The organism is Bacillus sp. KICET-3 (genome assembly GCF_033261025.1).
Classification (GTDB): Bacteria; Bacillota; Bacilli; order Bacillales; family Bacillaceae; genus Bacillus; species Bacillus sonorensis.
This window is the reverse complement of the sequence record NZ_CP137345.1, coordinates 3991387-4018146: the sequence shown is the minus strand read 5'-3', so window position 1 is coordinate 4018146 and position 26760 is coordinate 3991387. Positions and strand designations below refer to the sequence as shown.

Genomic DNA, 26760 nt, shown 5'->3' with positions numbered 1-26760 from the left:
AAGAAAATTTAAAAACAGGGAGACATTCATGTGAAAGATTTAATGAAACGTATTGCAGGAAGAATCAAAAAGTATATCGTGACGATCGTCGCGCTTCCGCTTGTTCTCGGGCTGTTTGGGTATATGATGCCAAAAGGCCAGACTGCCCCGGCCGATTATACGGCAAGCGTCACCATTTCAACCGGGAATTACGGTGAATCGCTATACAACAACGCTAAAGAAGTTCCGTTATTGCTGAAGAACGAGCCGTTTTTAAAAGAGGTTTTTCCTGGTGCAGACGAGGAGGAACTTGCCGAAATGAAAGAGGAACTGGGAATCGACATCAGGTCTGATTCGCTTTTTAATCTCAGTTATACGGGGCCAGACAAAGAAGAAACGTTGAATGTGTTGCAAAAAATCAAGGATGCTTATTTGAAAGAAGATCAGAAACTGTTTTTGAAAAGAGACCAGGTCATTGACAAGAACATTAAAGCGCTTGAAGGTGAGACGGTCAGCGATGATTCAAAGGTGGATAAACAGCGGTTTTTGTATGAGCTGGAAACGAACAGGCTCGACCTGAAAGCGGCTGAGGAAATAGAACCGTTAACCGTTTTGGACAATGCAGCCGGAGGGATGTCTCCTAAAAAAAGAGCGGTATTGGGGATTCTGATCGGCTTGGCGCTGTCGTTTTTTATCATTGTTGTTCCCGAAGTTTTTAGAGAACGTTAAATTTTGATTGGGGATGTGGACAAGGACCATGACGAGCCAAAAACCTTTAATCTCTGTTATTACACCTTCCTATAACGCGGAGGAATTTATCGAAAAGACGATTCAGTCTGTCATCGGCCAGAGCTTTTCCGATTGGGAAATGATCATAGCCGATGACTGCTCGACAGACGGAACAAGAGACATTTTGAAGCGCTATGAAGCGGAAGACGGGCGGATTCATGCCGTTTATTTACAGGAGAATAAGGGGGCGGCTGCCGCGCGGAATGCGGCGCTCAACAAAGCGAAAGGGCGCTATGTGGCGTTTTTGGACAGCGACGATGTCTGGAAAAGGGAAAAGCTTGAAAAACAGCTCGCCTTTATGAGAAAACACCAGCATGCCTTCACATTCACGGCTTACGAGCTGATCAGCCAAAACGGTGAGGCGCTTCATAAAACGATTGAAGCGCCTGAAAGCCTCACATATGATGACGTCCTGAAAAACACGATCATCGGCTGTTTGACGGTCATGCTTGACAGGGAACAGACCGGCAGCATTCAGATGCCGAATATCAGAACAAGGCAGGATTTGGCGACATGGCTGTCCATTTTAAAACGGGGCTTTAAAGCGTACGGGCTGAACGAGCCATTGGCGGAATACCGGATTGTCGAAACATCGATTTCGAGAAACAAGTGGAAAGCGGCCCAGAAAACCTGGTATGTGTACAGGGAGATCGAGCGTCTGCACTTGATGAAAGCGACATGGTGCTTTATGCATTATGCGAAAAATGCGGTAAAAAAAAGATTATAGCGCGGGAAGTGATGGAACGTGGGAGATGAAAAAGTGATACACGTCATCGTGGCGACGGGCGAATGGGGACAAGACCAATTAAGGTACAGAAGGCATCGGCTGGCTGAATTTTTAGCAGAGCAACAAGAGACGAAGGAGGTCTTCTGGGTATGTCCGGCTGCAGAAGCTCCTCAAGAAGCGTTTACAAAGCTTCACAACGGAATTATACAATTTGCGGTAAAGGATTTTTTGAAAAAGAAAATGTTCAGGTTTGCCCGTTATCGGGACGTGTTTTATCAAAAAAAACTGAGACTGCTGCTTGAACGGCTGAAAACTGAGGTAGAAGCAGAAAAAGTGTGTTTATGGTATACATTCCCTGGTTTTCCGCTGTTGTCGTCGCTTTATGACTGGGACCATATCGTATACGATTGCAGCGACCTTTGGGCAGCCCCGATCAGCGGAAAACGAAATCTTGCATCTACATTCAGGCAAAAGGTTATTTTTGAGGCGGAAAGCAGAATTATCAAGGCGGCAAATACAATTTTCTGCACTTCTGAGCACTTGCGCCAAAATGTTGAAAACCGGCTGGGGGAAGAGGGAAAGCCGGTTTTTACAGTGGAAAACGGAGTGGAATATGACTTCTTTGCCTTGAATCATGAAAGGGCAGAGGTGCTGAGCGGAAGAAAGGGCACCGTTTTGGGCTTTATCGGCGGAATTAAACCAAAGCTTGATTTTAAGCTGGTTAAAAAAGCGGCGAGAGCAAAAAAAGACTGGATATTTTTATTTGTCGGCCCCGACGGAACGAATGGTGATGCCGATTTTAAAGAAATGCTTGAGGAGGATAATGTCGTATGGACGGGCCCGGCGGCGCCGGCGGAAGTTCCCGCCTACATGAATGTGATCGATATCGGAATCATGCCCTATAAGCCTTCGCCTTATAATGACGCGGTGTTTCCTTTAAAGCTGTTTGAATTTTTGGCGGCAGGAAAGCCTGTCGCAGGGATGAACTTGCCTTCGACGAAAAAGGTGGAGAAAGAGGATGTATACCGGCATATGACAGGAAGCGATCCAGGCGCTTTTACGGCTCTCTGTGAAGAACTCGAGCGCTCATATGATGATCCTTCGTCTATTGAACTCCGCAAGAAAATTGCGTGTGAAAAGGACTGGCACCGGCTGTTTTTAACAATGCTTGGAAAACTGAACCTCAATCAAGATGCGTAGTCTATAATTTATAATGTTTCTTTTAGTTGAAGCTTGTTATAATAAATAATGAAATTGTATAATGGAGAGGTATGTCCGACATTATAAACTATCCAGACTTCATTTAAAAAGGAGACTTCTTTATGTCTTATGAACGCACAATTTTTGCGTTTTTTGTCTCTCTGATTGTTGTTTTAATCATTACTCCGCTTATAAAACGTTTAGCAATCAAATTCGGTGTCGTTGACCAGCCGGATAATCGAAAAATACACAATAAAGTCATGCCGAGAATGGGCGGTTTAGCCATATTTATAGGAGTCTTGACCGGTTCGGTGGCCGGCGGCCTTTATGAAAACAGAATAACGGCGATTACGCTCGGCGCTTGTCTGATTGTGATTTTAGGAATTATCGATGACAAATACAATTTAAGTGCAAAAGTTAAATTTATCGTTCAAATATTAGTTGCGTGTCTCATCGTCAGTACTGGCTTGAAAATGGAATTTTTATCAATACCGTTTTGGGATGTCCGCTTTGATTTGGGCTTGTGGGCATACCCATTGACGATATTGTGGATCGTGGGAATCACCAATGCGATCAATTTAATTGACGGATTGGACGGATTGGCGGCCGGGATATCCGTGATCGGCTTATCCACAATCGCCGTCATGGCTTTTTCAGCCGACAAAATCTTAATTTTCTCATTATCCATCGTCGTCATCGGCAGCACGATCGGCTTTCTTTTTTACAATTTCCACCCTGCGAAAATCTTTATGGGAGACACAGGCTCGCTCTTTCTCGGCTATGTGATCTCCGTGCTGTCGCTATTGGGGCTGTACAAAAGCGTGACGCTCTTCAGCGTCGTCGTGCCGATCATTATTTTAGGGGTGCCGATATTTGACACAACGTTTGCGATCATCAGAAGGATTTTGAACAAGCAGCCGATTTCGGCCCCGGATAAATCGCATATACATCACAGGCTGATGGCATTCGGGCTGTCACACAGAAAGGCCGTCATTGTCATCTATTTAATCGGCATTGTCTTCAGCCTCTGCGCCATTCTCCTGAAAACGGCGACACTTTGGATGTCGATCTTCATCATCTTCTGCTTGATCCTGTTCATGCAGATCATCGCAGAAGTAACAGGACTGGTGAATGAAAAATATAAACCGTTCACGAAGTTTTACAGGCGTATGGTGAAAAAGAATTGAGACGGAATGGGAAAACTCTGATTTCTTAATGAGATCAGGGTTTTTTGCTATCGTCCTTTATCGGTCCTCACTGAGGTCAGTGACAAGGGCAAGGTGATCATAATAAAAAGCACCTCTTCATGATCAAGAGATGCTTTTCTTCCTAATAAGAAGACGCAGACGTATCGGTAGAACTTTCCGTTCCGTCAACGGTGGATGCGGGGCTTTCTGTCGATGTTCCGCTTGAATCAGCGGTTGCATTCGGATATAAATGATGATTCAACTCATTCTGAACATTGGTCAGGTTTTGTTCGTCCGGCTCAAAGTAATAGACGCCTGCGAGATTCAAATCCTTGCCGGTAATGCTTAACGTCTCAATATCGTTGCCTTTAAAGCCGTTGTATATTTGCTGAAGGGCCAATGCTTGTGTAATTCTAAAGTTCGTTTGTATATTCTTGCTTGCTTTTTGTGCGATCGTATCGATCTTAGCCAGGTTTTGCGGCTTGGAAATTTGGTCGAGCGCTGCCTTCAGAATTTGTTTTTGCCTGTCGTTTCTGCCAAAGTCGCCGCGTTTATCCTGCTTCCTCATCCTGGCATAGGCAAGAGCTTCTTCCCCGTTTAAATGCATGTTTCCTTTTTTGAAGTAAATTCGTTTCGTTTTGGAGACATCGCTTTTTTCATTAAAATCAAACGGTACATCTACATCGATTCCGCCGATTTCGTCAATGACATCTTTGAATCCGTCAAAATCGACCGTTGCATAGTAGTCGATCGGAATCCCTAAGAAATCCTCGACAGTTTCAATCGTTTCTTCTTTGCCGCCTTTGGAGTACGCTGCATTGATCTTTGTTTTTGCTCCTGTTGTGTCACCGGCGAGCTGAACTCTTGTATCCCTCGGGATGCTCAGCATTTTCATCGTTTTTTGTTTAGGGTCGAGCGTCACGACAATGAGGGAATCAGTCCGTCCTTTTTCCCCTTTCGTCGAGTAATCTTCGACACCCATAAATAAGATGGAGAACGGTTTTTTCTTGATGTCGACGACCTCATCGCGAAGCTTCGACTTTTCCCCCCGTTCCAATTGGTCATAGGTGCCGTCAGCCGCAGAGATCGTATTGTAAATCTTGTATATCCCCACTCCGCCAACCGCGAGCAGTGCGAGTAACATAAGGACAAAAAAACGTTTGATCAGCTTCCTTTTTTTATTCTTTTTTTTCCGCACTTTCACTCTTATACGCTCAGCCATATATATATATTCTCCTTTAATTATTAAAAGCTTCTTCCAAGTAAATCTGAATACCTTCCCTGTTTTCACTCTTGCCGTTTGTCAATTCGGTCATCCATTCTGTAAAGATCTGCTTGTCGCTTTCTTTTACATATGTTTCAAACTCAACTTCATCAGTATAGTGAACGTCCTTAATTTGATAAGGGGACTCGCGAAGCTCGTTTTCGAGCTTGCCGATCCATGTGTAGTCGACTTTGGTGTGCATGACGCGCATCAGTTTGCGTTCGACGACGCCGACATGGTTCAGCCCTTCTGATACGGATTTTCCATAAGCGCGTATCAACCCCCCGGCGCCGAGCTTGATGCCGCCGAAATACCGTGTCACAACTGCGCAAGTATCCTTCAAATTGCGTTTTTTTAAGACTTCAAGCATCGGGACCCCTGCCGTTCCGCTCGGTTCGCCGTCATCATTCGCTTTTTGAATTTGGTCGTTTTCCCCGATGACATAAGCGGAGCAATTATGGGTTGCATTCCAATGCTGTTTTTTTATGGTATGAATAAAATCCTGTGCTTCTTCCTCAGAACTGACACGGCTTAAATGACAAATAAACCGGGACTTCTCAATCACGATTTCATGGGTCCCATTACCGGAAACAGTGAGATAGCTTTGAAGCATGCCTGTTTACCCCCTGACAAAAGCCATGCGGCTGTTCATTAAATACGAACAGACTTAGAATTTTTACGCGTATTTTGTTATGATTAAAGTGATATGGATAGGAGATCAAAATAGAACCAAAAAACAGAATACGCATTCTTTCATTATAATTCGACACGAATTTCAGTTCAATGAAATTTATGATAAAACTACATGACAATGCTGTTACGGAGGGAAAATGGGTGAGTGTTTCCAAAATGGACTCCAAAGTCTTAGATTCAATTATTATGAAAATGTTAAAAACCGTGGACGGGAGCAAAGATGAAGTCTTTCAAATCGGCGAACAATCCCGCCAGCAATATGAAGGCTTGGTGGAAGAGCTGAAGCAGATAAAGCAGCAGGTCAACGAAGTCATTGATCTCGGAGACAGATTAGAGGTACATGCCAGGCATGCGAGGAACCGTTTGTCTGAGGTCAGCAGAAACTTTCATAAATTCAGTGAAGCGGAAATTCGCGAAGCTTATGAAAAGGCGCACAAACTTCAAGTAGAGCTGACGATGATTCAGCAGCGCGAAAAACAGCTTAGAGAGAAACGCGACGATCTGGAAAGGCGCCTCCTTGGCCTTCAGGAAATCATTGAACGTTCCGAAGGGCTTGTCAGTCAAATTACAGTTGTCTTAAACTATTTAAACCAAGACTTGCGCCAAGTTGGCGTTTTATTGGAAGATGCACAGGCAAAACAGGATTTCGGTCTTCGAATTATCGAAGCGCAGGAAGAAGAAAGAAAAAGAGTGTCGCGTGAGATTCACGACGGCCCAGCGCAAATGCTGGCAAATGTGATGATGAGATCGGAATTGATAGAACGGATATTCAGGGACAAGGGAACGGAAGAAGGCTTTCAGGAAATTAAAAACCTCCGGCAAAACGTTCGAAATGCCCTTTATGAAGTCAGACGGATCATATATGATTTAAGGCCGATGGCTTTAGATGACCTGGGGCTAATTCCGACGCTCAGAAAGTATTTGAACACAATCGAAGATTATCATGGGAAAGCGAAAATTCATTTCCATTGTATCGGGGAATCTGAAGAAAGACGAATTGCACCGCGCTTTGAGGTGGCGCTTTTCAGGCTTGCTCAAGAAGCGGTCACAAATGCCCTGAAACATTCCGAATCGACCGAAATTCATGTTAAAGTAGAAGTAACGAAAGATTTTGTTACTCTGATTATAAAGGATAACGGAAACGGCTTTGATTTAAAAGAAGCGAAAAGCAAGAAAAACAAATCTTTCGGTCTGCTCGGGATGAAGGAAAGAGTCGATTTGCTTGAAGGGACAATGACGATTGATTCAAAAATAGGTCTCGGGACATTTATTTTGATTAAAGTTCCGCTTTCATTGTAAATATAATTGTAAAATAGAGACAAAAGACATATTGACCATAAAAGCGGTGTGTAGAACAATGAGAATGGGGAGGCGTAGCTTGTGACTAAAGTAAATATTGTAATTATTGATGATCATCAGTTATTCCGAGAAGGTGTCAAACGGATTTTGGATTTTGAGCCTACTTTTGAGGTAGTGGCTGAAGGAGACGACGGTGATGAAGCGGCTCGCATCGTCGAGCACTATCATCCTGATGTTGTGATCATGGATATTAATATGCCGAATGTAAACGGAGTTGAAGCGACAAAACAGCTTGTCGATTTGTATCCTGAATCAAAGGTCATTATTCTATCGATCCATGATGACGAAAACTATGTGACACATGCGTTGAAAACCGGAGCGCGCGGCTATCTGCTGAAAGAAATGGACGCAGATACATTGATTGAAGCCGTTAAGGTAGTGGCAGAAGGCGGTTCTTATCTTCACCCTAAAGTAACGCACAATCTTGTCAATGAATTCCGCCGTCTGGCAACAAGCGGTGTGTCATCACACGCTCAGCACGAAGTATATCCGGAAATCCGCAGACCTTTGCACATTTTGACAAGACGGGAATGCGAAGTTTTACAGATGCTCGCGGACGGAAAAAGCAACCGCGGCATAGGAGAATCTTTATTTATCAGTGAAAAAACGGTTAAAAACCATGTCAGCAACATCCTGCAGAAAATGAATGTCAATGACAGAACTCAAGCTGTAGTTGTGGCCATTAAAAATGGCTGGGTAGAAATGAGATAAAAGTGGACTTGCCATCGGGCAGGTCTTTTCTTTTTTGAAAATCATATTTTATAGTGAAAAACGATTGTTTTTCTTTTAAAATAGGAAAAAAAGTATCTTTCATAAGGAAGGTTTATTTCATGAAAACAGCAGTAGTAACTGACAGTACAGCTTATATACCTAAAGAACTGCGGGATCGCCACCATATACATATGATACCGCTCAATGTCGTTTTCGGTGAAGCTTCATACAAAGAAGAAATTGACATGAGCTGGAAAGATTATTACAAAGAAGTCAAAGCTCATAACAACCTCCCGACGACTTCCCAGCCTGCTTACGGCGAATTGATCGCCCTGTATGAAAAGCTTGCCGAATCATACGATGCGGTGATCAGCATCCATCTTTCCAGCGGAATCAGCGGCACGTTTAACAGCGCTGTGTCAGCAGGCGGAATGCTGGAGAACATCAAGGTGTATCCATATGATTCGGAAATCAGCTGCATGGCCCAAGGTTTTTATGCGATCGAAGCGGCTGAAATGGCGGAAAAAGGAGCAGCGCCCGAAGAAATCCTCAGTCATTTGGATCATATGAAAACCTCGATGAGAGCTTATTTCATGGTTGACGATCTTTCCCATCTGCAAAGAGGGGGCAGGCTGAGCGGCGCACAGGCTTTTGTCGGCAGCCTTTTAAAAGTAAAGCCGATTCTACATTTTGAGAACAAGCTGATCGTTCCATTTGAAAAAATCAGGACGAGAAAAAAAGCCTTAAACCGTATATATGAACTTCTTGATGAGGACGCCGGAAAAGGCAAACCGCTGAGAGTTGTCGTCATCCATGCCAATCGCGAGGAGGAAGCCGAACAGATAATCGAAGAGCTGTCACAGCAATATCCTCATGCGGAATTTTACAAGAGCTATTTTGGCCCTGTAATCGGCACGCACCTTGGCGAAGGCGCAATGGGCATCGCCTGGTATCTAGTATAAATGTAAATCTCCGTTTGATAAAACGGGGATTTTTTGATTTTCTAAGACTCACAGTCCGCTATTTTTCGGTTTTGCCGGTTTTACAAAACAGCGGGCCTGAAAGATACTGATAACAGATTGGAGGTGATTCAAATCGCGTCAGCCGAAAATAGCCGGCATCCAGCATCCGAATACTCCCGCAGGTTTCATTCTATGCTTGAGTCCCGCCACCTTCTCAAAAGCGAGTTGCCTTTTCCCGATCATGTGATTGAATGGCATATCCAAAAAGGTTTGATAAAAACTGAAAAACCGATTGCAAAAACGGCAAAAGGCTTTATTTGCAAACGATGCGGACAGGATCAGCAGACGTTTTTTGCTAAATACCCTTGTTTTATTTGTGATAAAACCTGCGTTTACTGCCGTTCATGCGTGATGATGGGGAGAGTAAGCGAATGTACGCCGCTCTTAACTTGGAAAGACGCTGACCTGCCCAAATGGCCGGCTGTCCGGATGGAGTGGAGAGGCGTTCTTTCCGAGGGGCAGGAAAAAGCGGCAAGCTCGATTGTTGAAGCCATCCGCAAAAAAGAAGAGCTGTTAATTTGGGCGGTTTGCGGTGCCGGTAAAACAGAGATTCTTTTTCAGGGAATAGAATTTGCTTTGACTAAAGGCTTGAGAGTATGTATAGCCACTCCGAGAACAGATGTTGTTCTTGAGCTTGCCCCGAGATTAAAGAACGCTATTAAAGGAGTAGAAATTGCCGCTTTATACGGAGGGAGTCCAGACAGGGGGATGCTCTCGCCTCTCATGATTTCTACCACCCACCAGCTTCTGCGCTACAAAGAAGCGTTCGATGTGATCATTGTTGATGAGGTTGATGCATTTCCATATTGTTTGGATAAAAAGCTGCAATACGCCGTGAAAAAAGCGGGAAAGCAGCAATGCACCCGAATATATTTAACGGCTACACCTTCACGGGAAATGAAACGGCATGTTGGATCCGGGAGGCTTAAGGCCGTTCAGATTCCGGCAAGGTATCACAGAAGTCCATTGCCAGAACCGGAATTTGCATGGTGCGGCAACTGGAAAAAGAGACTTGAACGAAAAAACATTCCCTCCGCCGTGAAAAATTGGCTTTTCAAGCATAAAGAACTGGATCAGCCTGTCTTTTTATTTGTGCCCTCGATTCAGACGCTTCAATCTGCGGTCAGGCTGTTGAAAAAGGAACATTTCAATACAGCGGGCGTACATGCGGATGACCCGGATAGAAATGAAAAGGTAAAGCAGTTTAGAAGCGGAGCGTTTGATATTCTCGTCACAACAACCATATTGGAACGGGGGGTAACGGTCAAAAAAGCCCAGGTCGGAGTGCTCGGTGCGGAGTCAGCCGTTTTTACAGAAAGCGCTCTTGTTCAAATATCGGGAAGAGCGGGGAGGCATCCGCAGTTTCCGACCGGAGCCGTTTGTTTTTTTCATTTCGGCAAGACGGTCAATATGATAGCCGCCCGCCGTCATATTCAACAAATGAATAAAATGGCTAAACTGGAAAATTTGATTGACTAGTCCGATAATCATGGTACAGTATACTCAAAAGATGAAAAACGAGGAGCGGTGCCGGAATGCTAGTCAATGCAAAAGAAGCTGTCATGGAAGAACTGTTTAATCAATATATAGACCAGCTCAATATGAGCTGCTTATGCAGCAGGTGCAAAGAAGATGTGCTGGCTTTGGCTTTGAATGCGGTCAAGCCCAAATATGTCACAGATAAATCCAAGCTGGCGTACATAAAGGCTGAGCTTGTTGACAAGCAGAAAAATACATCAATGCTTGTCACTTTGGCTGAAGCCGCCAGAAGGGTCAATGAAAATCCGCATTGCGAACAACATAAGAAAGGAAGAGGATAAGCTGATTTGTTTAATTTGTGAAGCGCCTCTTTTACATTCTCTTTCATGGCGTTCTTTTTTCTTTTTCAAGACGGAAGAAAAAATATGCAGAGAATGTAAAGAGAGCTTTATCAAAATAAAAGGGAGTGTGTGCCGCAAATGCGGCCGGCCTCAAAGCAGCGAAAAGCTCTGCCCGGACTGTTTAAAATGGGAAGCAAATCCGAAAACCTGCGGCCTTCTCCAACAAAACCGCTCCGTATATGTCTATAATCCTTTCATGAAAGAAGTTCTCGCCCGTTTTAAGTTCAGGGGCGACGCAGAACTCGTCTACGCATTTGCTCCTTCATTTAGCCGCGCCTTTCAAACATACTGCTCCCATTCAGATATCGCACTGGTACCGATACCCCTCAGTGAAGAACGCAAAAAGGAAAGAGGCTTTAACCAGGCGGAAAGGCTTGCTTCCTTATTGAACAGGCCTATCATGCAGCCATTGATCAGAACGGAAAATGAGAAACAGTCGAAAAAAAGCAAGGCGGAGCGTCTTAAACAGAAAACGGTTTTCAAGACGGAGAAGGGTTCTGTAAAAGGTTTGAACGTCATGCTGATTGATGATTTGTATACGACTGGGGCCACTCTTCATCATGCGGCTGAATGTCTGAAAGCGGACGGGGAAGCAAATACAGTATCATCCTACACTTTAATTCGAAGCTAAATCATTTCTTTTCCCTGCCGATATAAATGATAGAATTTAAGGATAGGGGTCAAAATTATGAATCAATTGGCGAATTGTCCAAATTGTAATGCATTGTTTTTAAAAAACAGCTTTCAAACCGTCTGTAATTCTTGTCTCAAAGAAGAAGAGCGTTCATTTGAAAAAGTATACAAATTTCTAAAAAAACAGGAAAACCGGCAGTCTACGATGATTCATATTGTGGAAAAAACGGGTGTCGAGGAAGAGCTTATTTTGAAGTTTATCAGACAGAAACGCATCCAGCTTTCCAACTTTCCGAATCTCGGCTATCCGTGTGAAAGATGCGGCACCACTATCCGGGAAGGCCGGTATTGCCAGTCCTGTGATCAAGATTTAGCATCGCAAATAAGCCAATTAGACCAGCTGGAACAGCTTGAAAAAGAGAAGGGCAATAGTTCCAAAGGCACATACTATACCTTTCAGCCTAAAAACAACTGATTCCCTAAACTAACTCGCAGCTCAGACGATAAAATGAGTATGATCATAGATGACTATGACGGAAAGTGAGAGGAATCCCATGAAGATCAACCAATATGGAACACAATCTGTTAGTCCTTATCATAAATCTTTTGAAAAACAAACATTGCCAACTCAGACAGCAGCCCAGCAGGATAAAGTTGAAATTTCTGCAAAGGCAAAGGAGCTGCAAAAAGGACCTGATTTAATGAAGGAACGCCATGAAAAAATCGCCCGGCTGAAAGCGGCAGTTGAAAATGGCACATATCAAATCGACCGCGCAGGCATAGCAGAAAAAATGGTCAATTTCTATAAACAGCAATAAAGAAGGAGGAAGACATATCAGTGAAACGGGTGATAGAAGAGCTTGAGCGCCTTTGCGTCCTGCACGAGCATCTGCTGAAGCTGTCTGAACAAAAAACAGAGGCACTGAAGAATAATGAAATTAAAGATCTTTCTGACATCGTGACGAAGGAACAAAAATATGTGCAGGCGATTGAACAAACGGAGCAAGCACGGATTGAGGCTACACAAGATTGCATCGGCAAAGCCGATACAACCATCAGCACATGCATCAGCGAGGCGGAAGGCAGTGAAAAAACGGCGCTGGAACAGCTATTTGAAAGGCTTTCACAGCTTGTCGCCCGTTTGAAAGATGTGAACGACCTGAACAAACAGCTGACGATTCAGTCGCTTCAATTCATATCACTCACATTTGACATGCTTTTTCCGAACGAAGGAAACGCAAATTACGGAAAACCGCAGGAGCCGCCCAAGCAGGGGGCCTCAAGCAGGCTTTCTCTTTTTGATTCAAAGGCTTAGAACGGAGGGAAAGAAAGATGACGATACCAACTTTTATGGGGCTGGAAACAGCGAAAAGAGGGCTGGCCGCCCAGCAGGCTGCTTTAAGCGTCACAGCAAACAACATATCAAATGCCAATACGGAAGGATATTCAAGGCAGCGTGTCACTTTTAAAGCGACAACTCCTTATCCGTCGGTCTCAATGAATTCCGTCGGTCTTGCCGGACAAATGGGAACAGGTGTTGAGGTCGGTTCGGTTGAACGGGTGAGAGACAGTTTTCTCGATTATCAATATCGGTCCCACAGTACAAACGCAGGTTATTACAATTCAAAAGTCGATGCCTTTGCACAAATGGAAGGCATAATGAACGAACTGGATGACAGCGGGCTGAACAGCGTACTCAATTCTTTTTGGAATTCAATCCAGGAATTAACGAACAATGCGCATGAGCCGAGCGCGCGGTCGGTTGTGGCGCAAAAAGGGCAGACGGTCGCCCAGACGTTCAACCATTTGTATGAATCATTAACGACTGTCCAAAGAAATTTAGGCGATCAGCTGAATCAAGACGTCTTGACGATGAATTCGCTGCTTTCTCAGTTGAACAGCTTGAACGAGCAAATTGCACAAGTTGAACCAAACGGCTATCTTCCGAATGATTTATACGATAAACGCGACCAGCTGCTTGATCAGCTGTCCTCCATGGCCAGTATAAAAGTCAGCTACAATAAAACAGGCGGCAATTCGCTTCCTGCTGCAGAGGGAACCGTTTCCGTCGAAATTCTCGGCAGCAACGGCCAGTCTCTCGGCAAGGTGCTTGATGGTCAAACTTACACAACTGCGGATGTCAAAGTAAACTATGACAATGACACAGGGCTTGTGACAATCATCTCACTCGGCGGGACGGACATCGCAGCCGACGCTTTTACAAGCAAAGGCTCGCTTTTAGGTTTAATTGAATCCTTCGGTTATATGTCAAACGGCGAAGAAAAAGGGATTTATCCCGACATGCTCACCAATCTTGATGATATGGCGCTTGCTTTTGCAAAAGCGTTTAACGAGGTCCATCAAAACGGCTTCACCAATACAGGTGAAAAGGGAGGCGCGTTCTTCGAATTTACCGGCACAGAGGCTGAGCCTGCCAAAGGGGCGGCGGCGAAAATAAAAGTAGCCGATGATATCATGGCTTCCAGAGGTGAAAAGATCGCCGCATCGCTGAACGGCCAAACGAGTGATAACGCAAATGCGACAAACCTGGCAGCGGTCTTTACGAGCAAAATTACAATCGGCGAGAAAACGACGACTGTTTTAGACTACTACGCCGGCATCATCGGCGAAATGGGTGTTCAGGCGCAGGAGACGAACCGCCTGGCGAAAAATACGGAAACACAGCTCAATTCAGCAGAAATCAACCGGCAGTCGGTGAGCGCGGTTTCGCTGGATGAAGAAATGTCAAACATGATCCAATTCCAGCATGCTTATAATGCAGCCGCGAGAATGATCACACTGCAGGACGAAATTCTAGATAAGATAATTAACGGCATGGGTGTCGTGGGAAGGTAGGTAAAGAACTATGCGGGTAACCCAAGGCATGATCGCAAGAAACTCTTTGCGCTACATAAATTCCAGCTACGGGAAGCTGGATAAGCTTCAATCCCAGATTTCATCCGGGAAAAAAATCACGAGGGCGTCAGACGATCCGATCGTTGCGATGAAAAGCCTGAAATACAATACGCAATTATCCCAGGTGCAACAATATAAAAGCAATGCCTCACAGGCGTTTACATGGCTTGAAAACACGGAAACGAACATTACTGAGGGCATTGATGTTATGCAGAAAGTAAGAGAGCTTGTTGTTAAAGCTAAAAACAATACAAACGGTGACGATGAGCTGCAGGCGATTGGGGTTGAAATCGGCCAGTTGAAGGAACAGCTGACGCAGATCGCCAATACCCAGGTCAACGGACGCTACATTTTTAACGGGACGAACTCGGATGTCGCTCCGATCGTCAAAAATGCTGACGGATCTTATACGTATAATTTTGAAAACTATACAAGCACTTCTGACGTAACCATTAATGTTTCTCCTAATGCGACATTAAAGGTGAATGCAAATCCGATTACAGCCTTTGGCGGACAATCAGACAGCGGGCAAAACGTCTTTCAAATGCTCGATTCTCTTGAACAAGCCTTAAAATCAGGTTCATTGGACGGCATGGACGCCATTTTGTCAGATATTGATCAATTTTCCAGTCAGATGAGTGCTGAGCGGTCTGATATAGGCGCGCGCTACAATCGGCTTGAATTAATCAATACGAGGTTAAGCGCACAAGAAGAAACTTCGACTAAAGTGCTGTCAGACAACGAAGATGTTGAGCTTGAAGAAGTAATCACCGATTTTATTACACAGCAAAGCGTCCACAGAGCCGCACTTTCTGTAAACGCGAAAATCGTTCAGCCGACATTGATAGACTTTTTAAGATAAAAGCGACTCTCATTGAGTTGCTTTTTTTCAACAAAAGGAGGCAGACAGCATGCAGATGCCAAGGTTAATTATGCAAAATATCCCCGGCCGCATCGGTTTAACAACGATACCGCCGGACTTGAGAATGGAACAGCCCCAAGCAGATGTGGAGATCGAACAGCCGCCCGCTGAGCTGGAGATCACAACGACTCCTTCAAAGCTTACGATTGACCAGACGAAAGCCTGGGAAGACTTGGATAGGAAGAATATGTTCAAACGGATTGAAGAAGCTGCACAGCAAGGCTATCAGGATTGGCTTGCCGGGATGGCGAGAACGGCCGAAGAAGGGGACGAAATGATGAGGATCGAAATCGAAGGCGACCCGATTGCCGATCAGGCCAAAAGAAACAGCGAGCCTGAACCGATCCAGATCGGCGTCCACTTTACACCTTCTTTTGATCGAGTAAAAATCGCGTATGAACCATCTAAAGCGAATATTGAAGTGACACCGCATAAGCCTGTCATTGAAGTAAAGCCGAATAAGCCGATTGTGGATTATACGCCAGGCAGCGTGAAGGTTGACATGCTTCAATATCCGGAGTTAAAAATAGATGTGGAATATCCAAAACAAAAGTAAAACGAAAAGGATCGTGAACAATGATCATTCAAACAAAATACCATGGAGACACGCAAATCCAAGAAGAACAAATGATACTGTTTGCAAACGGCCTGCCGGGATTTTCGGATGAGAAAAAATTCGTCATCCTGCCGCTTTCAGAGGACTCCCCGTTTGTCGTCCTCCAGTCGGCGGAAACGGCAGAGCTTGCCTTCATCGTGGCCAGTCCGTTTGTTTTTTTCAAAGACTACGGTTTTGATCTTGATGAAACGACAGTTGAGCTGCTGGAAATCGAATCGGCCGAAGACGTTGAAGTGATGGCTATTTTAACAATTGAAGAGCCTTTTGAGAAATCGACGGCCAACTTGATGGCTCCGATCGTCGTAAATCGCAAAAAAATGCTCGCCAAACAAGTAATTTTGCACGACTCCCCTTATCAAACAAAGCATCCGATAGGAGGGGGAGCATGCTAGTCTTATCCCGCAAACTTAATGAATCGATTCAAATCGGCGATGATATTGAAGTGAAAATTATTGCGGTTGACGGAGATCAGGTGAAAATCGGCATCGATGCGCCGAAGCACATTGACATTCACCGCAAGGAAATCTATTTGTCAATCCAGGAAGAAAACAGCCGGGCCGCTTCTATTTCAAACGATTTGCTGGCGAAATTATCCTCACAAAAAAAGTGAGGATTTTTTTATTTTGGCTATAAACATTCCAATACCGGCTCCGATATAAAGGATGTAGCAGGAAGGGCAGCCTGAATGCTGCAAAAGCACATGGACGTGCGATCAAACATATTTCAAGGAGGAAACACAAAATGAGAATCAACCACAACATTGCGGCGCTAAACACGCTGAACCGCCTGTCTTCAAACAACAGCGCAAGCCAAAAGAACATGGAGAAGCTTTCTTCTGGTCTCCGCATCAACCGCGCAGGAGATGACGCTGCAGGTCTTGCAATCTCTGAAAAAATGAGAGGACAAATCCGCGGTCTTGAAATGGCTTCTAAAAACGCTCAAGACGGCATCTCTCTTATCCAAACGGCTGAAGGTGCATTGACTGAAACTCATGCGATCCTTCAACGTATGCGCGAACTTACTGTTCAAGCAAACAACCTGGGAACACAAGACAATACTGATCTTAGTGCAATCCAAGATGAAATTAGTGCATTAAAAGAAGAAATTGGTGGATCAACTGTTGCCGGAGCAAGTAAAGGTATTTCTGACCGTACTGAATTTAACGGTAAAAAACTTCTTGACGGTACTTTCGCAACAGAACAGCTTCAATTCCAAATCGGAGCAAACAGCGGACAAACATTATCTGTTAACATCGGCAATATGTCAATCACAGCCTTGGGAGATTCTGATGCTGCTGGATTAAGAATCGAAAATATCGATGTAACAAAATTAGATGGTAAAGATGATACTGGCACGGCTCTAGCAGATGCGGCAAATTACACATTTGATAAGCAGTTAAAAGCTATTGACGATGCAATCAAACAAGTATCAACTCAACGCTCTAAACTCGGTGCAGTCCAAAACCGTCTAGAGCACACAATCAACAACCTTGGTGCATCTTCTGAAAACTTGACTGCTGCTGAGTCCCGCATCCGTGACGTTGACATGGCGAAAGAAATGAGCGAGTTCACGAAGAACAACATTCTTTCCCAAGCTTCTCAAGCGATGCTTGCTCAAGCGAACCAACAGCCGCAAAACGTGCTTCAATTGCTGCGTTAATTACAATAAATATTTCAAAATTCAAGCTTGTCGAAAAAGCCGAAGATCGGTTTTTTTCGACAAGCTTTTTTTATTAAAAGTAGTTTTTAAAGGAGAAAGCCTATACCTCTTTTTATGTGAAAAATGCTAAGTCTTTATTTCAAGTCTTTTTCCATAGAAAAAATTCCTTTTTCGCCTAAACAATTCCTTATTCAGTCCGATATAAAGGATGAAGCAGAAAGGACGGCCGACCTAAATGCGTCTACAAAGCACATGGATGTGCAATCAATCATATCTCAAGGAGGAAACACAAAATGAGAATCAACCACAACATTGCGGCGCTAAACACGCTGAACCGCCTGTCTTCAAACAACAGCGCAAGCCAAAAGAACATGGAGAAGCTTTCTTCTGGTCTTCGCATCAACCGCGCAGGAGATGACGCTGCAGGTCTTGCAATCTCTGAAAAAATGAGAGGACAAATCCGCGGTCTTGAAATGGCTTCTAAAAACGCTCAGGACGGAATTTCTCTTATCCAAACGGCTGAAGGTGCATTGACCGAAACTCATGCGATCCTTCAGCGTATGCGTGAACTAGCTGTTCAAGCAAACAACTTGGGAACACAAGACAATACTGATCTTGGTGCAATCCAAGATGAAATTAGTGCATTAAAAGAAGAAATTGGTGGCTCAGCAACTGGAAGTAAAGGTATCTCTGACCGTACTGAGTTCAACGGAAAAAAATTGTTGAATGGCGACTTTGCAACTACCCAGCTTCAATTCCAAATCGGTGCAAACAGCGGACAAACATTGTCTGTTAATATCGGTGATATGTCAATCAATGCTCTAGGAACTAACAATGGAGGAACCGACGACTTCTTCATCAAAGACATTGATGTAACAAAATTTACAGGTAAACTTCAAGACGGATCTGCTGATCCTAATGCTGATAAAGTCAACTTTAACGTCCAATTAAAATCAATCGACGATGCAATCAAACAAGTATCAACTCAACGCTCTAAACTCGGTGCGGTCCAAAACCGTCTAGAGCACACAATCAACAACCTTGGTGCATCTTCTGAAAACTTGACAGCAGCTGAATCCCGCATCCGTGACGTTGACATGGCGAAAGAAATGAGCGAGTTCACGAAGAACAACATTCTTTCTCAAGCTTCTCAAGCGATGCTTGCTCAAGCGAACCAACAGCCGCAAAATGTGCTTCAATTGTTACGTTAATTGCATAAAAACTTTGGCCATTGCCAAAGTTTCAGCTTGTCGATAAAACCGCAACTCTGTTTTTCGGCAAGTTTTTTTGTTAATTGAACCGGTTTTGAAGAAGAAAAATTAGTTGAATCTATTTAGGGAAAATTAGCTTGATTTGTCTGGAAGTTTCTGATATAGAAAAATGTTCATTTTTATCTAAACAATTCCTTTTCAATTCCGATATTAAAAATGTAACAGGCTGGAAGGACAGCCGGCTTGTTTAAATCAAAAAGCACATAGACGTGCGATCAAACATATTTCAAGGAGGAAACACAAAATGAGAATCAACCACAACATTGCGGCGCTAAACACGCTGAACCGCCTGTCTTCAAACAACAGCGCAAGCCAAAAGAACATGGAGAAGCTTTCTTCAGGTCTTAAAATCAACCGTGCGGGAGATGACGCAGCAGGTCTTGCAATCTCTGAAAAAATGAGAGGTCAAATTCGCGGTTTAGAAATGGCTTCCAAAAACGCTCAAGATGGTATCTCTCTTATCCAAACTGCTGAGGGAGCATTGACTGAAACTCATGCGATTCTTCAACGTATGCGTGAGCTTGTTGTTCAAGCGAACAACACAGGTACACAAGATACTACTGATCTTGGTGCAATCCAAGATGAAATCAATGCACTGAAAGAAGAGATTGGTGGATCAACTAAGGCCGGTGCAAGTAAAGGTATCTCTGACCGTACACAATTCAATGGTAAAAACCTTCTTGATGGCACATTCAATTCTACTGACGGAGAAAAACTACAATTCCAAATCGGAGCAAACAGTGGCCAAACGATTTCAGTTAATATCGAAAGCATGGCCGTTGGTAAGATCGGAACAATCGTTGATCCAGCTGATGCTACAAAAAACTTCACTGTTGAGCAAATCGATGTTGTAGCACTAACTGGTAAAGTAGACGAAAAAGGAACTGATATTTCAGCTGATCCTTCAGGATTCACTTTTGACAAACAATTAGGTGCGATCGATAATGCAATCAAACAAGTATCAACTCAACGCTCTAAACTCGGTGCAGTCCAAAACCGTCTAGAGCACACAATCAACAACCTTGGTGCATCTTCTGAGAACTTGACAGCAGCTGAGTCTCGTATCCGTGACGTTGACATGGCGAAAGAAATGAGCGAGTTCACAAAGAACAACATTCTTTCTCAAGCTTCTCAAGCAATGCTTGCTCAAGCGAACCAACAGCCGCAAAACGTGCTTCAATTGTTACGTTAATTGCATAAAAAGATCTTGGCTTTGGCCAAGGTCTTTTTTTATTGAATGGCAAACAGGAATCCTCCAAGGTGGATTCCTGTTATTTTGATTTTAAAATAAGTTTTTTCCATAAATTTATTAAAATCTATCACTGGCTTAGCCGATATAAATTTTAGATCATAGCATAGGGGATGGTAAATAATGTCGATCGGGAGACTGACATCTTTGGAACCTATTATTGATGCTTACAAGACACAGATGACGAACAGGCAGCAAGAAGTTTCGGAAGAAGTGCAGGCGGCTGACATGGATGGTTTTTCATTTCCGCAGCTTGAAAAAACGGTCCAGGGAGCAAACAAGCTTTTGGAGCCTTCCCAAGTCCATCTCCAGTTTGAGCTTCATGAAAAACTGGGCGAGTATTATGTGAAGGTTGTGGACAATCAGACGGATGAAGTGATTCGGGAAATTCCGCCGAAAGAGTGGCTTGATTTTTATGCGGCCATGGCAGAGTTTATGGGTTTAATTGTCGATAAAACAACATAGAAGAGGAGTGTTTGGCATATGGTAATGAGAATTTCAGGTTTGGCTTCAGGAATGGATATAGACGATATCGTCAGTAAATTGATGAAAACAGAGCGCGCGCCGCTTGATAAGCTGAAACAAAAGAAACAGCTTCTTGAATGGCAGCGGGACAGCTACCGTGAAATCAATACGAAAATTAAAGACTTGCAGGAATCGATCAATAAAATGCTCCGCCCAAGTACATACGGCGCGAAAAAGGTGACAAGCTCTAACGAATCTGCAGTCACTGCGACAGCAACGACAAACTCGGCCTCTAGCACAATTCAAGTGAACAAGCTGGCAACTGCAGCAACCTATAAGTCTTCCGACATTTCAGGCTACACGGGAAGTGACCAGACGCTCACCTTTCAGGTGACAGCTCCTGGCGAAACTACAGCGAAGAAGGTTGAAATCAGTGTAAGCAGCACGGATACATTGGATAACATTGTTTCAAAATTAAACAGCTCCGGTCTAGGTGTTACTGCGATTAAAGATAAGATTTATAACGGATCCGAATATGTAGAGACGATCGCCTTAACATCCAAAGCGACAGGGGCGGGCGGCAGCATTCAAGCCGCTGATGCCGCGACGGCAAGTTTCATGACAGACCAGCTCGGCTTTGCGCTTGATGCCGACAACAAGCTGACGGCCAGCCAAGCGGGCCGAAACGCAGAAGTCGTCATCAACGGATTGCAAATGGAGAAAACGTCAAATAACTTCACTGTCAATAATGTAACCTATACGCTGAAAAATGAGACGGCCAGTCCTGTTTCACTAGATGTATCAACAGACGTTGACGGCATTTATGAATCGATCAAGGATTTTGTCACAAAGTACAATGAATTGATCGATATGGTCAACGGCAAGCTGACTGAGGAAAAATACCGCGATTATACACCGCTGACAGATGAACAGAAGGAAGATATGACAGATAAACAGGTCGAGCTTTGGGAAGAAAAAGCGAAAAGCGGGCTGTTAAGAAACGACACTATTTTAAGCGGCGCCACCAACCAAATGCGGACTGACTTCTATTCAAGTGTTTCCGTCAATGGAGAATCTTTGCAGCTTACCCAGTTCGGTATTACGACTTCAAGCTCTTACAGTCAGCGCGGTCATCTAGAAATCAATGAAGAAAAGCTGAAAGCGAAAATCAAGGAAGATCCCGACAGTGTGGCTAATTTGTTTATCGCAGGAACGAGCAGCACTGAGAATGATAGCGAAAAAGGCATCGTAAGACGGCTTCAGTCTGTTTTAACAAATACGAAGAAACAGATTGAAGAAAAAGCCGGAAACTCTAATATGTCGACAAACGATTATTCAATCGGGAAAAATTTAAACCGGGTCGCTTCCGATATTTCGACATGGACGGATCGTCTCACAAAAATTGAAGACCGCTACTATTCGAAATTCACAGCGATGGAAAAAGCGATTCAAAGAATGAACGAACAATCGACATATATATCGCAAATGCTAGGACAATAACCGTAATCTGGAGGATTAAGAATGGCTTTGAACAATCCGTATGCTGCTTATCAGCAAAATTCGATTAATATGAAAAGCCCGGGGGAACTGACGCTCATGCTGTATGACGGCTGCCTGAAATTCATGAAGCTGGCCAAACAGGCGATGGAGCAAGGGGATATGGAAATGAAAAATACGAACCTTGTCAAAGCGCAAAAGATCATCCAGGAGCTGAATTTGACCTTAAACCGGGAAGTGGAGCTGTCCCAATCAATGGGTGCGATGTATGAGTATATTCACCGCCGTTTAATCGAGGCGAATATCAACAATGACCAGGATATTGTGAGTGAAGTCGAAGGATATGTGAATGACTTCCGCGATGCCTGGAAGCAGGCGATTCAAATCGAACGGCAAGGCCGGTACGGAACAGGCGGACGAGCATAATGAATAGGACAGCGCTCTTGTACAGTGAAACCAAAAACATGCTGGCCAAGGTGAAGGATGCTCCTGAAAGCGATGAGCTGCTTCAGTCGATTGAAGAATTTCTCCAGAAACGCGAAGGCTTGATCAATGAGATCAAGCCGCCGCTTTCTGAGGAAGAAAAGCTGAAGCTGGAACAGGTGCTTGAATTGGAGCCGCTGGTGATGACCGAATTGAAAAGATTGCGGCAAGACGTCAAAAACGAGCTGCTTCTGGCGAAGAAAAAACGATCTCTGCATCAGACGTATAGAAATCCATATAATAATATGACGATCGACGGTACGTACTACGACAGGCGCAAATAGGTGATAGTTTTGACGAGCACCGGGGATTATATGCTTTTATCAACTTACTACCAACTTCTGTTTACTATCGAGGAGGGGCTGTGCTATTTAGTCGAGGCTGATCAGGATTTTGCCAAAACAGAAGGCGAACGGATCTTCCATGATCTCATCTATGCATTTTTTCAAATCGATTCATCGCATGCCCTTCTTCTTTCGATTATGAAGACGAGCTGTGCCGAGTCCTCCATCCGTTCTTTTGACAGAGTCTTCCGTGATTTCGACAGCCTGATCGATTGCTCTTTTCCTTCCGGCGAATTTCAAAACTACTTGCAAAACCGTTTTTTGCCTCTTTATCGAAGCTGGATGGATGCGATTCATCAATGTATGAAGCCGTTCGTCATTCATTAATTTTGGGAATCGAAAGAGTAGATGGAAAACAAGTCTGCCTTGCAGACGTCAGTTTGACCATTGGGGCATGATTGCCCCTTTTTTTTGATCAAGGAAGCCGAGGGATTTCAGGAAAGCGGCAGAACTGTTCTGATTTCTGCCGTCCCTGAATATACTTAGAATTCTATAAAGGGTTACCTCTTCACATCTTTGGGACAAACTTCGTCAAAATTCACGAATTTTTCACAAAATTTTTATGTTTGTGCAGGAATGACGAAGGGAAAAGGCGAAATATATTTACATATCCTTAATATAAAGGAGGCGTTCTTTTGATGGAGTTCAACGTCAGAGGAGAAAACATTGAGGTGACAGCAGCATTAAGGGAACACGTCGAGAAGAAAATTGGAAAGCTGGGACGTTATTTTGAAAATGATGTCGATGCGATTGTCCAAGTCAACTTGAAATTCTACAATGATCAGGAATCCAAAGTTGAAGTGACAATTCCAATGATAGACCTCTCTCTCCGTGCCGAGGTTCATCACGAAGATATGTACAATGCAATCGATCTCGCAGCAACCAAACTCGAACGTCAAATACGCAAACATAAAACAAAAGTGAACCGGAAATTCCGTGAAAAAGGTTCACCAAAGCACTTGTTTGCGGAAGGAAACGGCATCGGCACAGCTGTGCAGGAAGAAACCGATGAAGAACAGCCTCAGGTTGTCCGTCAAAAACGATTTAATTTAAAGCCGATGGATAATGAAGAAGCGATTTTGCAAATGAACATGCTTGGCCACGACTTCTTCGTATTCACGAACGCCGAAACCAATCTGACCAATGTGGTCTATCGAAGAAATGACGGAAAGTACGGTTTAATTGAACCGAATGAATAGAAGATAACCAAATCCCTCTCGGTCTTCCCGCAGAGGGGTTTTTTTCCGCATCCGCACGGTAAATTGTTTGGAAATGACAAAAGGTGTGATATGATATTGCATATATGAAAATCACTGTTTGCTGTTGACTAAACAAGGAAATTTACAGAGGAGCGTTATTCTATGCTTGGAATTTTAAATAAAGTGTTTGATCCGACTAAACGCACGCTCAGCCGTTATGAAAAGAAAGCGAATGAGATCGATGCGCTCAAGGCCGATATGGAAAAACTTTCAGATGAGGCATTGAAAGATAAAACCATCGAATTTAAAGAGCGTCTTGAAAAAGGTGAAACACTTGACGACCTGCTGACAGAAGCATTCGCCGTCGTCAGGGAAGCCTCCCGACGGGTAACCGGTATGTTCCCGTTCAAAGTTCAGCTGATGGGTGGTATCGCCCTGCATGAAGGAAACATCGCTGAAATGAAAACCGGGGAAGGTAAAACACTGACCTCCACGATGCCTGTGTATTTAAACGCGCTTTCCGGAAAAGGCGTTCACGTCGTGACTGTCAACGAATATTTGGCAAGCCGCGATGCTGAAGAAATGGGCCAGATCTTTCAGTTTCTCGGTCTGACTGTCGGCTTGAATCTGAACAGCTTATCAAAAGACGAGAAGCGTGACGCGTACGCTGCCGATATTACGTATTCAACGAATAATGAGCTTGGTTTTGACTATTTAAGGGACAACATGGTTCTTTATAAAGAGCAGATGGTGCAGCGTCCGCTTCATTTTGCGGTCATCGATGAGGTGGACTCCATCCTGATCGATGAAGCGAGAACACCGCTGATTATTTCCGGCCAAGCGGCGAAATCGACAAAGCTTTACGTCCAGGCGAACGCGTTTGTCCGTACGCTGAAAGTTGAGCAGGACTACACGTACGATATTAAAACAAAGAGCGTTCAGCTGACTGAAGAAGGAATGACAAAAGCCGAGAAAGCGTTTGGCATTGAAAACTTGTTCGATGTGCGCCATGTGGCGCTGAACCACCATATTGCGCAGGCGCTTAAAGCGCATGTGGCGATGCATAAAGATGTTGACTATGTTGTTGAAGAGGGACAGGTCATCATCGTCGATTCGTTTACGGGCCGTCTGATGAAGGGGCGCCGCTACAGCGACGGACTTCACCAGGCCATTGAAGCGAAGGAAGGGCTTGAAATTCAAAACGAGAGCATGACGCTTGCAACGATCACCTTCCAAAACTACTTCCGTATGTACGAAAAACTGGCCGGTATGACAGGTACGGCGAAAACGGAAGAAGAAGAATTCCGCAACATCTACAACATGCAGGTTGTGACGATTCCGACGAATAAGCCGGTGATCCGTGATGACCGTCCGGATTTGATCTACCGCACCATGGACGGCAAATTTAAAGCCGTGGCTGAGGATGTCGCCCAGCGCTACATGGTCGGTCAGCCGGTTCTTGTCGGGACGGTTGCGGTCGAAACGTCTGAATTGATATCCAAACTGCTGAAAAACAAGGGAATCCCGCATCAGGTTCTAAATGCGAAAAACCATGAGCGCGAAGCCCAGATTATTGAAGACGCCGGTCAAAAAGGCGCGGTGACGATCGCGACAAACATGGCGGGACGCGGTACGGACATCAAGCTTGGCGAAGGCGTTAAAGATCTTGGCGGATTGGCAGTTATCGGTACGGAGCGCCATGAATCACGCAGGATCGATAATCAGCTGCGCGGACGTTCAGGCCGTCAGGGTGATCCTGGTATTACCCAATTTTATCTTTCAATGGAAGATGAATTAATGAAACGGTTCGGGGCCGAGCGGACGATGGCTATGCTCGACCGCTTTGGAATGGACGATTCAACGCCGATTCAGAGCAAAATGGTGTCAAGAGCGGTGGAATCTTCACAGAAACGGGTGGAAGGAAACAACTTTGACGCCCGTAAACAGCTGCTTCAATATGACGACGTTCTTCGTCAGCAGCGGGAAGTCATTTATAAACAGCGCTTCGAAGTCATTGATTCGGATAACCTCCGTTCAATCGTGGAGAATATGATCAAATCTTCGCTTGAGCGCACTGTTGCATCATATACTCCAAAAGAAGAATTGCCTGAAGAATGGAATCTTGACGGTCTGGTCGAACAGATCAATTCGAATTTCCTCGATGAGGGCGCGCTTGAGAAGAGCGACATTTTCGGAAAAGAGTCTGAAGAAATTACAGAGCTTGTCTTTGACCGAATCAAAACGAAATATGATGAAAAAGAAGAGCGTTTCGGCTCTGAACAAATGCGCGAATTTGAGAAGGTCATCGTGCTCCGCGAAGTGGATACGAAATGGATGGACCACATCGACGCGATGGATCAGCTTCGCCAAGGTATCCATTTGCGTGCATATGCCCAGACGAACCCGCTCCGCGAATATCAGATGGAAGGCTTTACTATGTTTGAAAACATGATCGCCGCCATTGAAGATGATGTCGCAAAATTCGTCATGAAGGCTGAAATCGAAAACAACCTTGAGCGCGAAGAGGTTATTCAGGGACAAACGACGGCCCATCAGCCGAAAGAAGGCGATGAGGCGAAGCAGGCTAAGAAAAAACCGGTCCGTAAAGCGGTCGATATCGGACGAAACGACCCTTGCTACTGCGGAAGCGGAAAAAAATATAAAAATTGCTGCGGAAGAACAGAATAAAAAGAGG

30 protein-coding genes are annotated in these 26760 nt (G+C 44.3%); 28 read left to right on the top strand and 2 right to left on the bottom strand.

Features of this window, described 5'->3' with window-relative positions; genetic code table 11:
* The first annotated feature begins 30 nt into the window (after nucleotides 1-30).
* From tuaF to R5H20_RS20600, 4 genes are all read left to right on the top strand, one after another.
* Nucleotides 31-708, top strand: a complete 678-nt coding sequence (gene tuaF, locus R5H20_RS20615) for a teichuronic acid biosynthesis protein TuaF (protein ID WP_006639273.1) — start codon at nucleotides 31-33, stop codon at nucleotides 706-708.
* Nucleotides 709-736: 28 nt separating this feature from the next.
* Nucleotides 737-1495, top strand: coding sequence for a teichuronic acid biosynthesis protein TuaG (tuaG, locus tag R5H20_RS20610; RefSeq protein ID WP_006639272.1), 759 nt, complete (start codon nucleotides 737-739; stop codon nucleotides 1493-1495).
* A gap of 18 nt (nucleotides 1496-1513) precedes the next feature.
* Nucleotides 1514-2695 (top strand): teichuronic acid biosynthesis protein TuaH, encoded by a 1182-nt coding sequence (gene tuaH / locus R5H20_RS20605; protein WP_006639271.1) that lies wholly within the window; start codon nucleotides 1514-1516, stop codon nucleotides 2693-2695.
* Nucleotides 2696-2817: 122 nt separating this feature from the next.
* Entirely contained in the window at nucleotides 2818-3882 is a 1065-nt protein-coding gene (locus R5H20_RS20600) for a glycosyltransferase family 4 protein (protein WP_006639270.1), read from the top strand.
* 142 nt (nucleotides 3883-4024) lie between these two features.
* Here the strand turns inward: R5H20_RS20600 and R5H20_RS20595 are convergent, their stop codons facing one another.
* Both R5H20_RS20595 and R5H20_RS20590 read right to left on the bottom strand, forming a co-directional pair.
* Nucleotides 4025-5104 carry an LCP family protein gene (locus R5H20_RS20595; RefSeq protein ID WP_006639269.1) on the bottom strand — a complete coding sequence of 360 codons (1080 nt, stop codon included), beginning with the start codon at nucleotides 5102-5104 and terminating at the stop codon, nucleotides 4025-4027.
* 16 nt (nucleotides 5105-5120) lie between these two features.
* Nucleotides 5121-5759 (bottom strand): YigZ family protein, encoded by a 639-nt coding sequence (locus R5H20_RS20590; RefSeq protein ID WP_006639268.1) that lies wholly within the window; start codon nucleotides 5757-5759, stop codon nucleotides 5121-5123.
* A gap of 221 nt (nucleotides 5760-5980) precedes the next feature.
* On the opposite strand from R5H20_RS20590, the gene R5H20_RS20585 reads away from it, so the two are divergent.
* From R5H20_RS20585 to secA, 24 genes are all read left to right on the top strand, one after another.
* A complete protein-coding gene (locus R5H20_RS20585) occupies nucleotides 5981-7138 on the top strand; it encodes a two-component sensor histidine kinase DegS (protein WP_006639267.1) in 1158 nt (385 codons plus the stop codon).
* Between the two features lie 81 nt (nucleotides 7139-7219).
* Nucleotides 7220-7909: a two-component system response regulator DegU gene (gene degU, locus R5H20_RS20580; RefSeq protein ID WP_003185730.1), complete on the top strand. Its 690-nt coding sequence runs from the start codon at nucleotides 7220-7222 to the stop codon at nucleotides 7907-7909.
* A gap of 119 nt (nucleotides 7910-8028) precedes the next feature.
* On the top strand, nucleotides 8029-8871 hold the full coding sequence (locus tag R5H20_RS20575) for a DegV family protein (protein WP_006639266.1): 843 nt from the start codon (nucleotides 8029-8031) through the stop codon (nucleotides 8869-8871).
* Between the two features lie 192 nt (nucleotides 8872-9063).
* On the top strand, nucleotides 9064-10410 hold the full coding sequence (locus R5H20_RS20570) for an ATP-dependent helicase ComFA (RefSeq protein WP_006639265.1): 1347 nt from the start codon (nucleotides 9064-9066) through the stop codon (nucleotides 10408-10410).
* Nucleotides 10411-10466: 56 nt separating this feature from the next.
* Nucleotides 10467-10751: a late competence protein ComFB gene (locus R5H20_RS20565; protein ID WP_006639264.1), complete on the top strand. Its 285-nt coding sequence runs from the start codon at nucleotides 10467-10469 to the stop codon at nucleotides 10749-10751.
* The gene (locus R5H20_RS20560; protein ID WP_006639263.1) at nucleotides 10708-11442 is read left to right on the top strand and encodes a ComFC family protein; all 735 of its coding nucleotides are present in this window, start codon (nucleotides 10708-10710) and stop codon (nucleotides 11440-11442) included. The genes R5H20_RS20565 and R5H20_RS20560 overlap by 44 nt, the downstream gene beginning before the upstream one ends.
* 57 nt (nucleotides 11443-11499) lie before the next feature.
* Nucleotides 11500-11919, top strand: a complete 420-nt coding sequence (locus R5H20_RS20555) for a TIGR03826 family flagellar region protein (protein ID WP_006639262.1) — start codon at nucleotides 11500-11502, stop codon at nucleotides 11917-11919.
* Nucleotides 11920-11998: 79 nt separating this feature from the next.
* The gene (gene flgM, locus R5H20_RS20550) at nucleotides 11999-12262 is read left to right on the top strand and encodes a flagellar biosynthesis anti-sigma factor FlgM (protein ID WP_006639261.1); all 264 of its coding nucleotides are present in this window, start codon (nucleotides 11999-12001) and stop codon (nucleotides 12260-12262) included.
* A 14-nt stretch (nucleotides 12263-12276) separates the two neighbouring features.
* Nucleotides 12277-12759: a flagellar protein FlgN gene (locus R5H20_RS20545; protein ID WP_029419581.1), complete on the top strand. Its 483-nt coding sequence runs from the start codon at nucleotides 12277-12279 to the stop codon at nucleotides 12757-12759.
* Nucleotides 12760-12776: 17 nt separating this feature from the next.
* Nucleotides 12777-14300 (top strand): flagellar hook-associated protein FlgK, encoded by a 1524-nt coding sequence (gene flgK, locus R5H20_RS20540; RefSeq protein ID WP_006639259.1) that lies wholly within the window; start codon nucleotides 12777-12779, stop codon nucleotides 14298-14300.
* 10 nt (nucleotides 14301-14310) lie between these two features.
* Nucleotides 14311-15222: a flagellar hook-associated protein FlgL gene (flgL, locus tag R5H20_RS20535; RefSeq protein ID WP_006639258.1), complete on the top strand. Its 912-nt coding sequence runs from the start codon at nucleotides 14311-14313 to the stop codon at nucleotides 15220-15222.
* 49 nt (nucleotides 15223-15271) lie between these two features.
* Nucleotides 15272-15838 (top strand): DUF6470 family protein, encoded by a 567-nt coding sequence (locus R5H20_RS20530; RefSeq protein WP_006639257.1) that lies wholly within the window; start codon nucleotides 15272-15274, stop codon nucleotides 15836-15838.
* A gap of 20 nt (nucleotides 15839-15858) precedes the next feature.
* Nucleotides 15859-16290, top strand: coding sequence for a flagellar assembly protein FliW (gene fliW, locus R5H20_RS20525; protein WP_006639256.1), 432 nt, complete (start codon nucleotides 15859-15861; stop codon nucleotides 16288-16290).
* Nucleotides 16284-16508, top strand: a complete 225-nt coding sequence (gene csrA / locus R5H20_RS20520; protein WP_006639255.1) for a carbon storage regulator CsrA — start codon at nucleotides 16284-16286, stop codon at nucleotides 16506-16508. The genes fliW and csrA overlap by 7 nt, the downstream gene beginning before the upstream one ends.
* 131 nt (nucleotides 16509-16639) lie before the next feature.
* Nucleotides 16640-17557, top strand: coding sequence for a flagellin Hag (gene hag, locus R5H20_RS20515; protein ID WP_006639254.1), 918 nt, complete (start codon nucleotides 16640-16642; stop codon nucleotides 17555-17557).
* A 293-nt stretch (nucleotides 17558-17850) separates the two neighbouring features.
* Nucleotides 17851-18768 carry a flagellin Hag gene (hag, locus tag R5H20_RS20510; protein ID WP_006639253.1) on the top strand — a complete coding sequence of 306 codons (918 nt, stop codon included), beginning with the start codon at nucleotides 17851-17853 and terminating at the stop codon, nucleotides 18766-18768.
* Between the two features lie 304 nt (nucleotides 18769-19072).
* Nucleotides 19073-20020: a flagellin Hag gene (gene hag, locus R5H20_RS20505; protein ID WP_006639252.1), complete on the top strand. Its 948-nt coding sequence runs from the start codon at nucleotides 19073-19075 to the stop codon at nucleotides 20018-20020.
* Between the two features lie 180 nt (nucleotides 20021-20200).
* Nucleotides 20201-20542, top strand: coding sequence for a flagellar protein FlaG (flaG, locus tag R5H20_RS20500; protein WP_006639251.1), 342 nt, complete (start codon nucleotides 20201-20203; stop codon nucleotides 20540-20542).
* 18 nt (nucleotides 20543-20560) lie between these two features.
* A complete protein-coding gene (locus R5H20_RS20495; RefSeq protein ID WP_006639250.1) occupies nucleotides 20561-22042 on the top strand; it encodes a flagellar hook-associated protein 2 in 1482 nt (493 codons plus the stop codon).
* Between the two features lie 21 nt (nucleotides 22043-22063).
* Nucleotides 22064-22465 (top strand): flagellar export chaperone FliS, encoded by a 402-nt coding sequence (gene fliS / locus R5H20_RS20490; protein WP_006639249.1) that lies wholly within the window; start codon nucleotides 22064-22066, stop codon nucleotides 22463-22465.
* Complete coding sequence (locus R5H20_RS20485) at nucleotides 22465-22806, top strand: flagellar protein FliT (protein ID WP_006639248.1); 342 nt, start codon at nucleotides 22465-22467, stop codon at nucleotides 22804-22806. The genes fliS and R5H20_RS20485 overlap by 1 nt, the downstream gene beginning before the upstream one ends.
* Before the next feature lie 9 nt (nucleotides 22807-22815).
* Entirely contained in the window at nucleotides 22816-23193 is a 378-nt protein-coding gene (locus tag R5H20_RS20480) for a DUF8042 domain-containing protein (RefSeq protein WP_006639247.1), read from the top strand.
* Between the two features lie 311 nt (nucleotides 23194-23504).
* Nucleotides 23505-24065 carry a ribosome hibernation-promoting factor, HPF/YfiA family gene (hpf, locus tag R5H20_RS20475; RefSeq protein WP_006639246.1) on the top strand — a complete coding sequence of 187 codons (561 nt, stop codon included), beginning with the start codon at nucleotides 23505-23507 and terminating at the stop codon, nucleotides 24063-24065.
* Between the two features lie 162 nt (nucleotides 24066-24227).
* Entirely contained in the window at nucleotides 24228-26753 is a 2526-nt protein-coding gene (gene secA / locus R5H20_RS20470; RefSeq protein ID WP_006639245.1) for a preprotein translocase subunit SecA, read from the top strand.
* The last annotated feature ends 7 nt before the right edge of the window (nucleotides 26754-26760 follow it).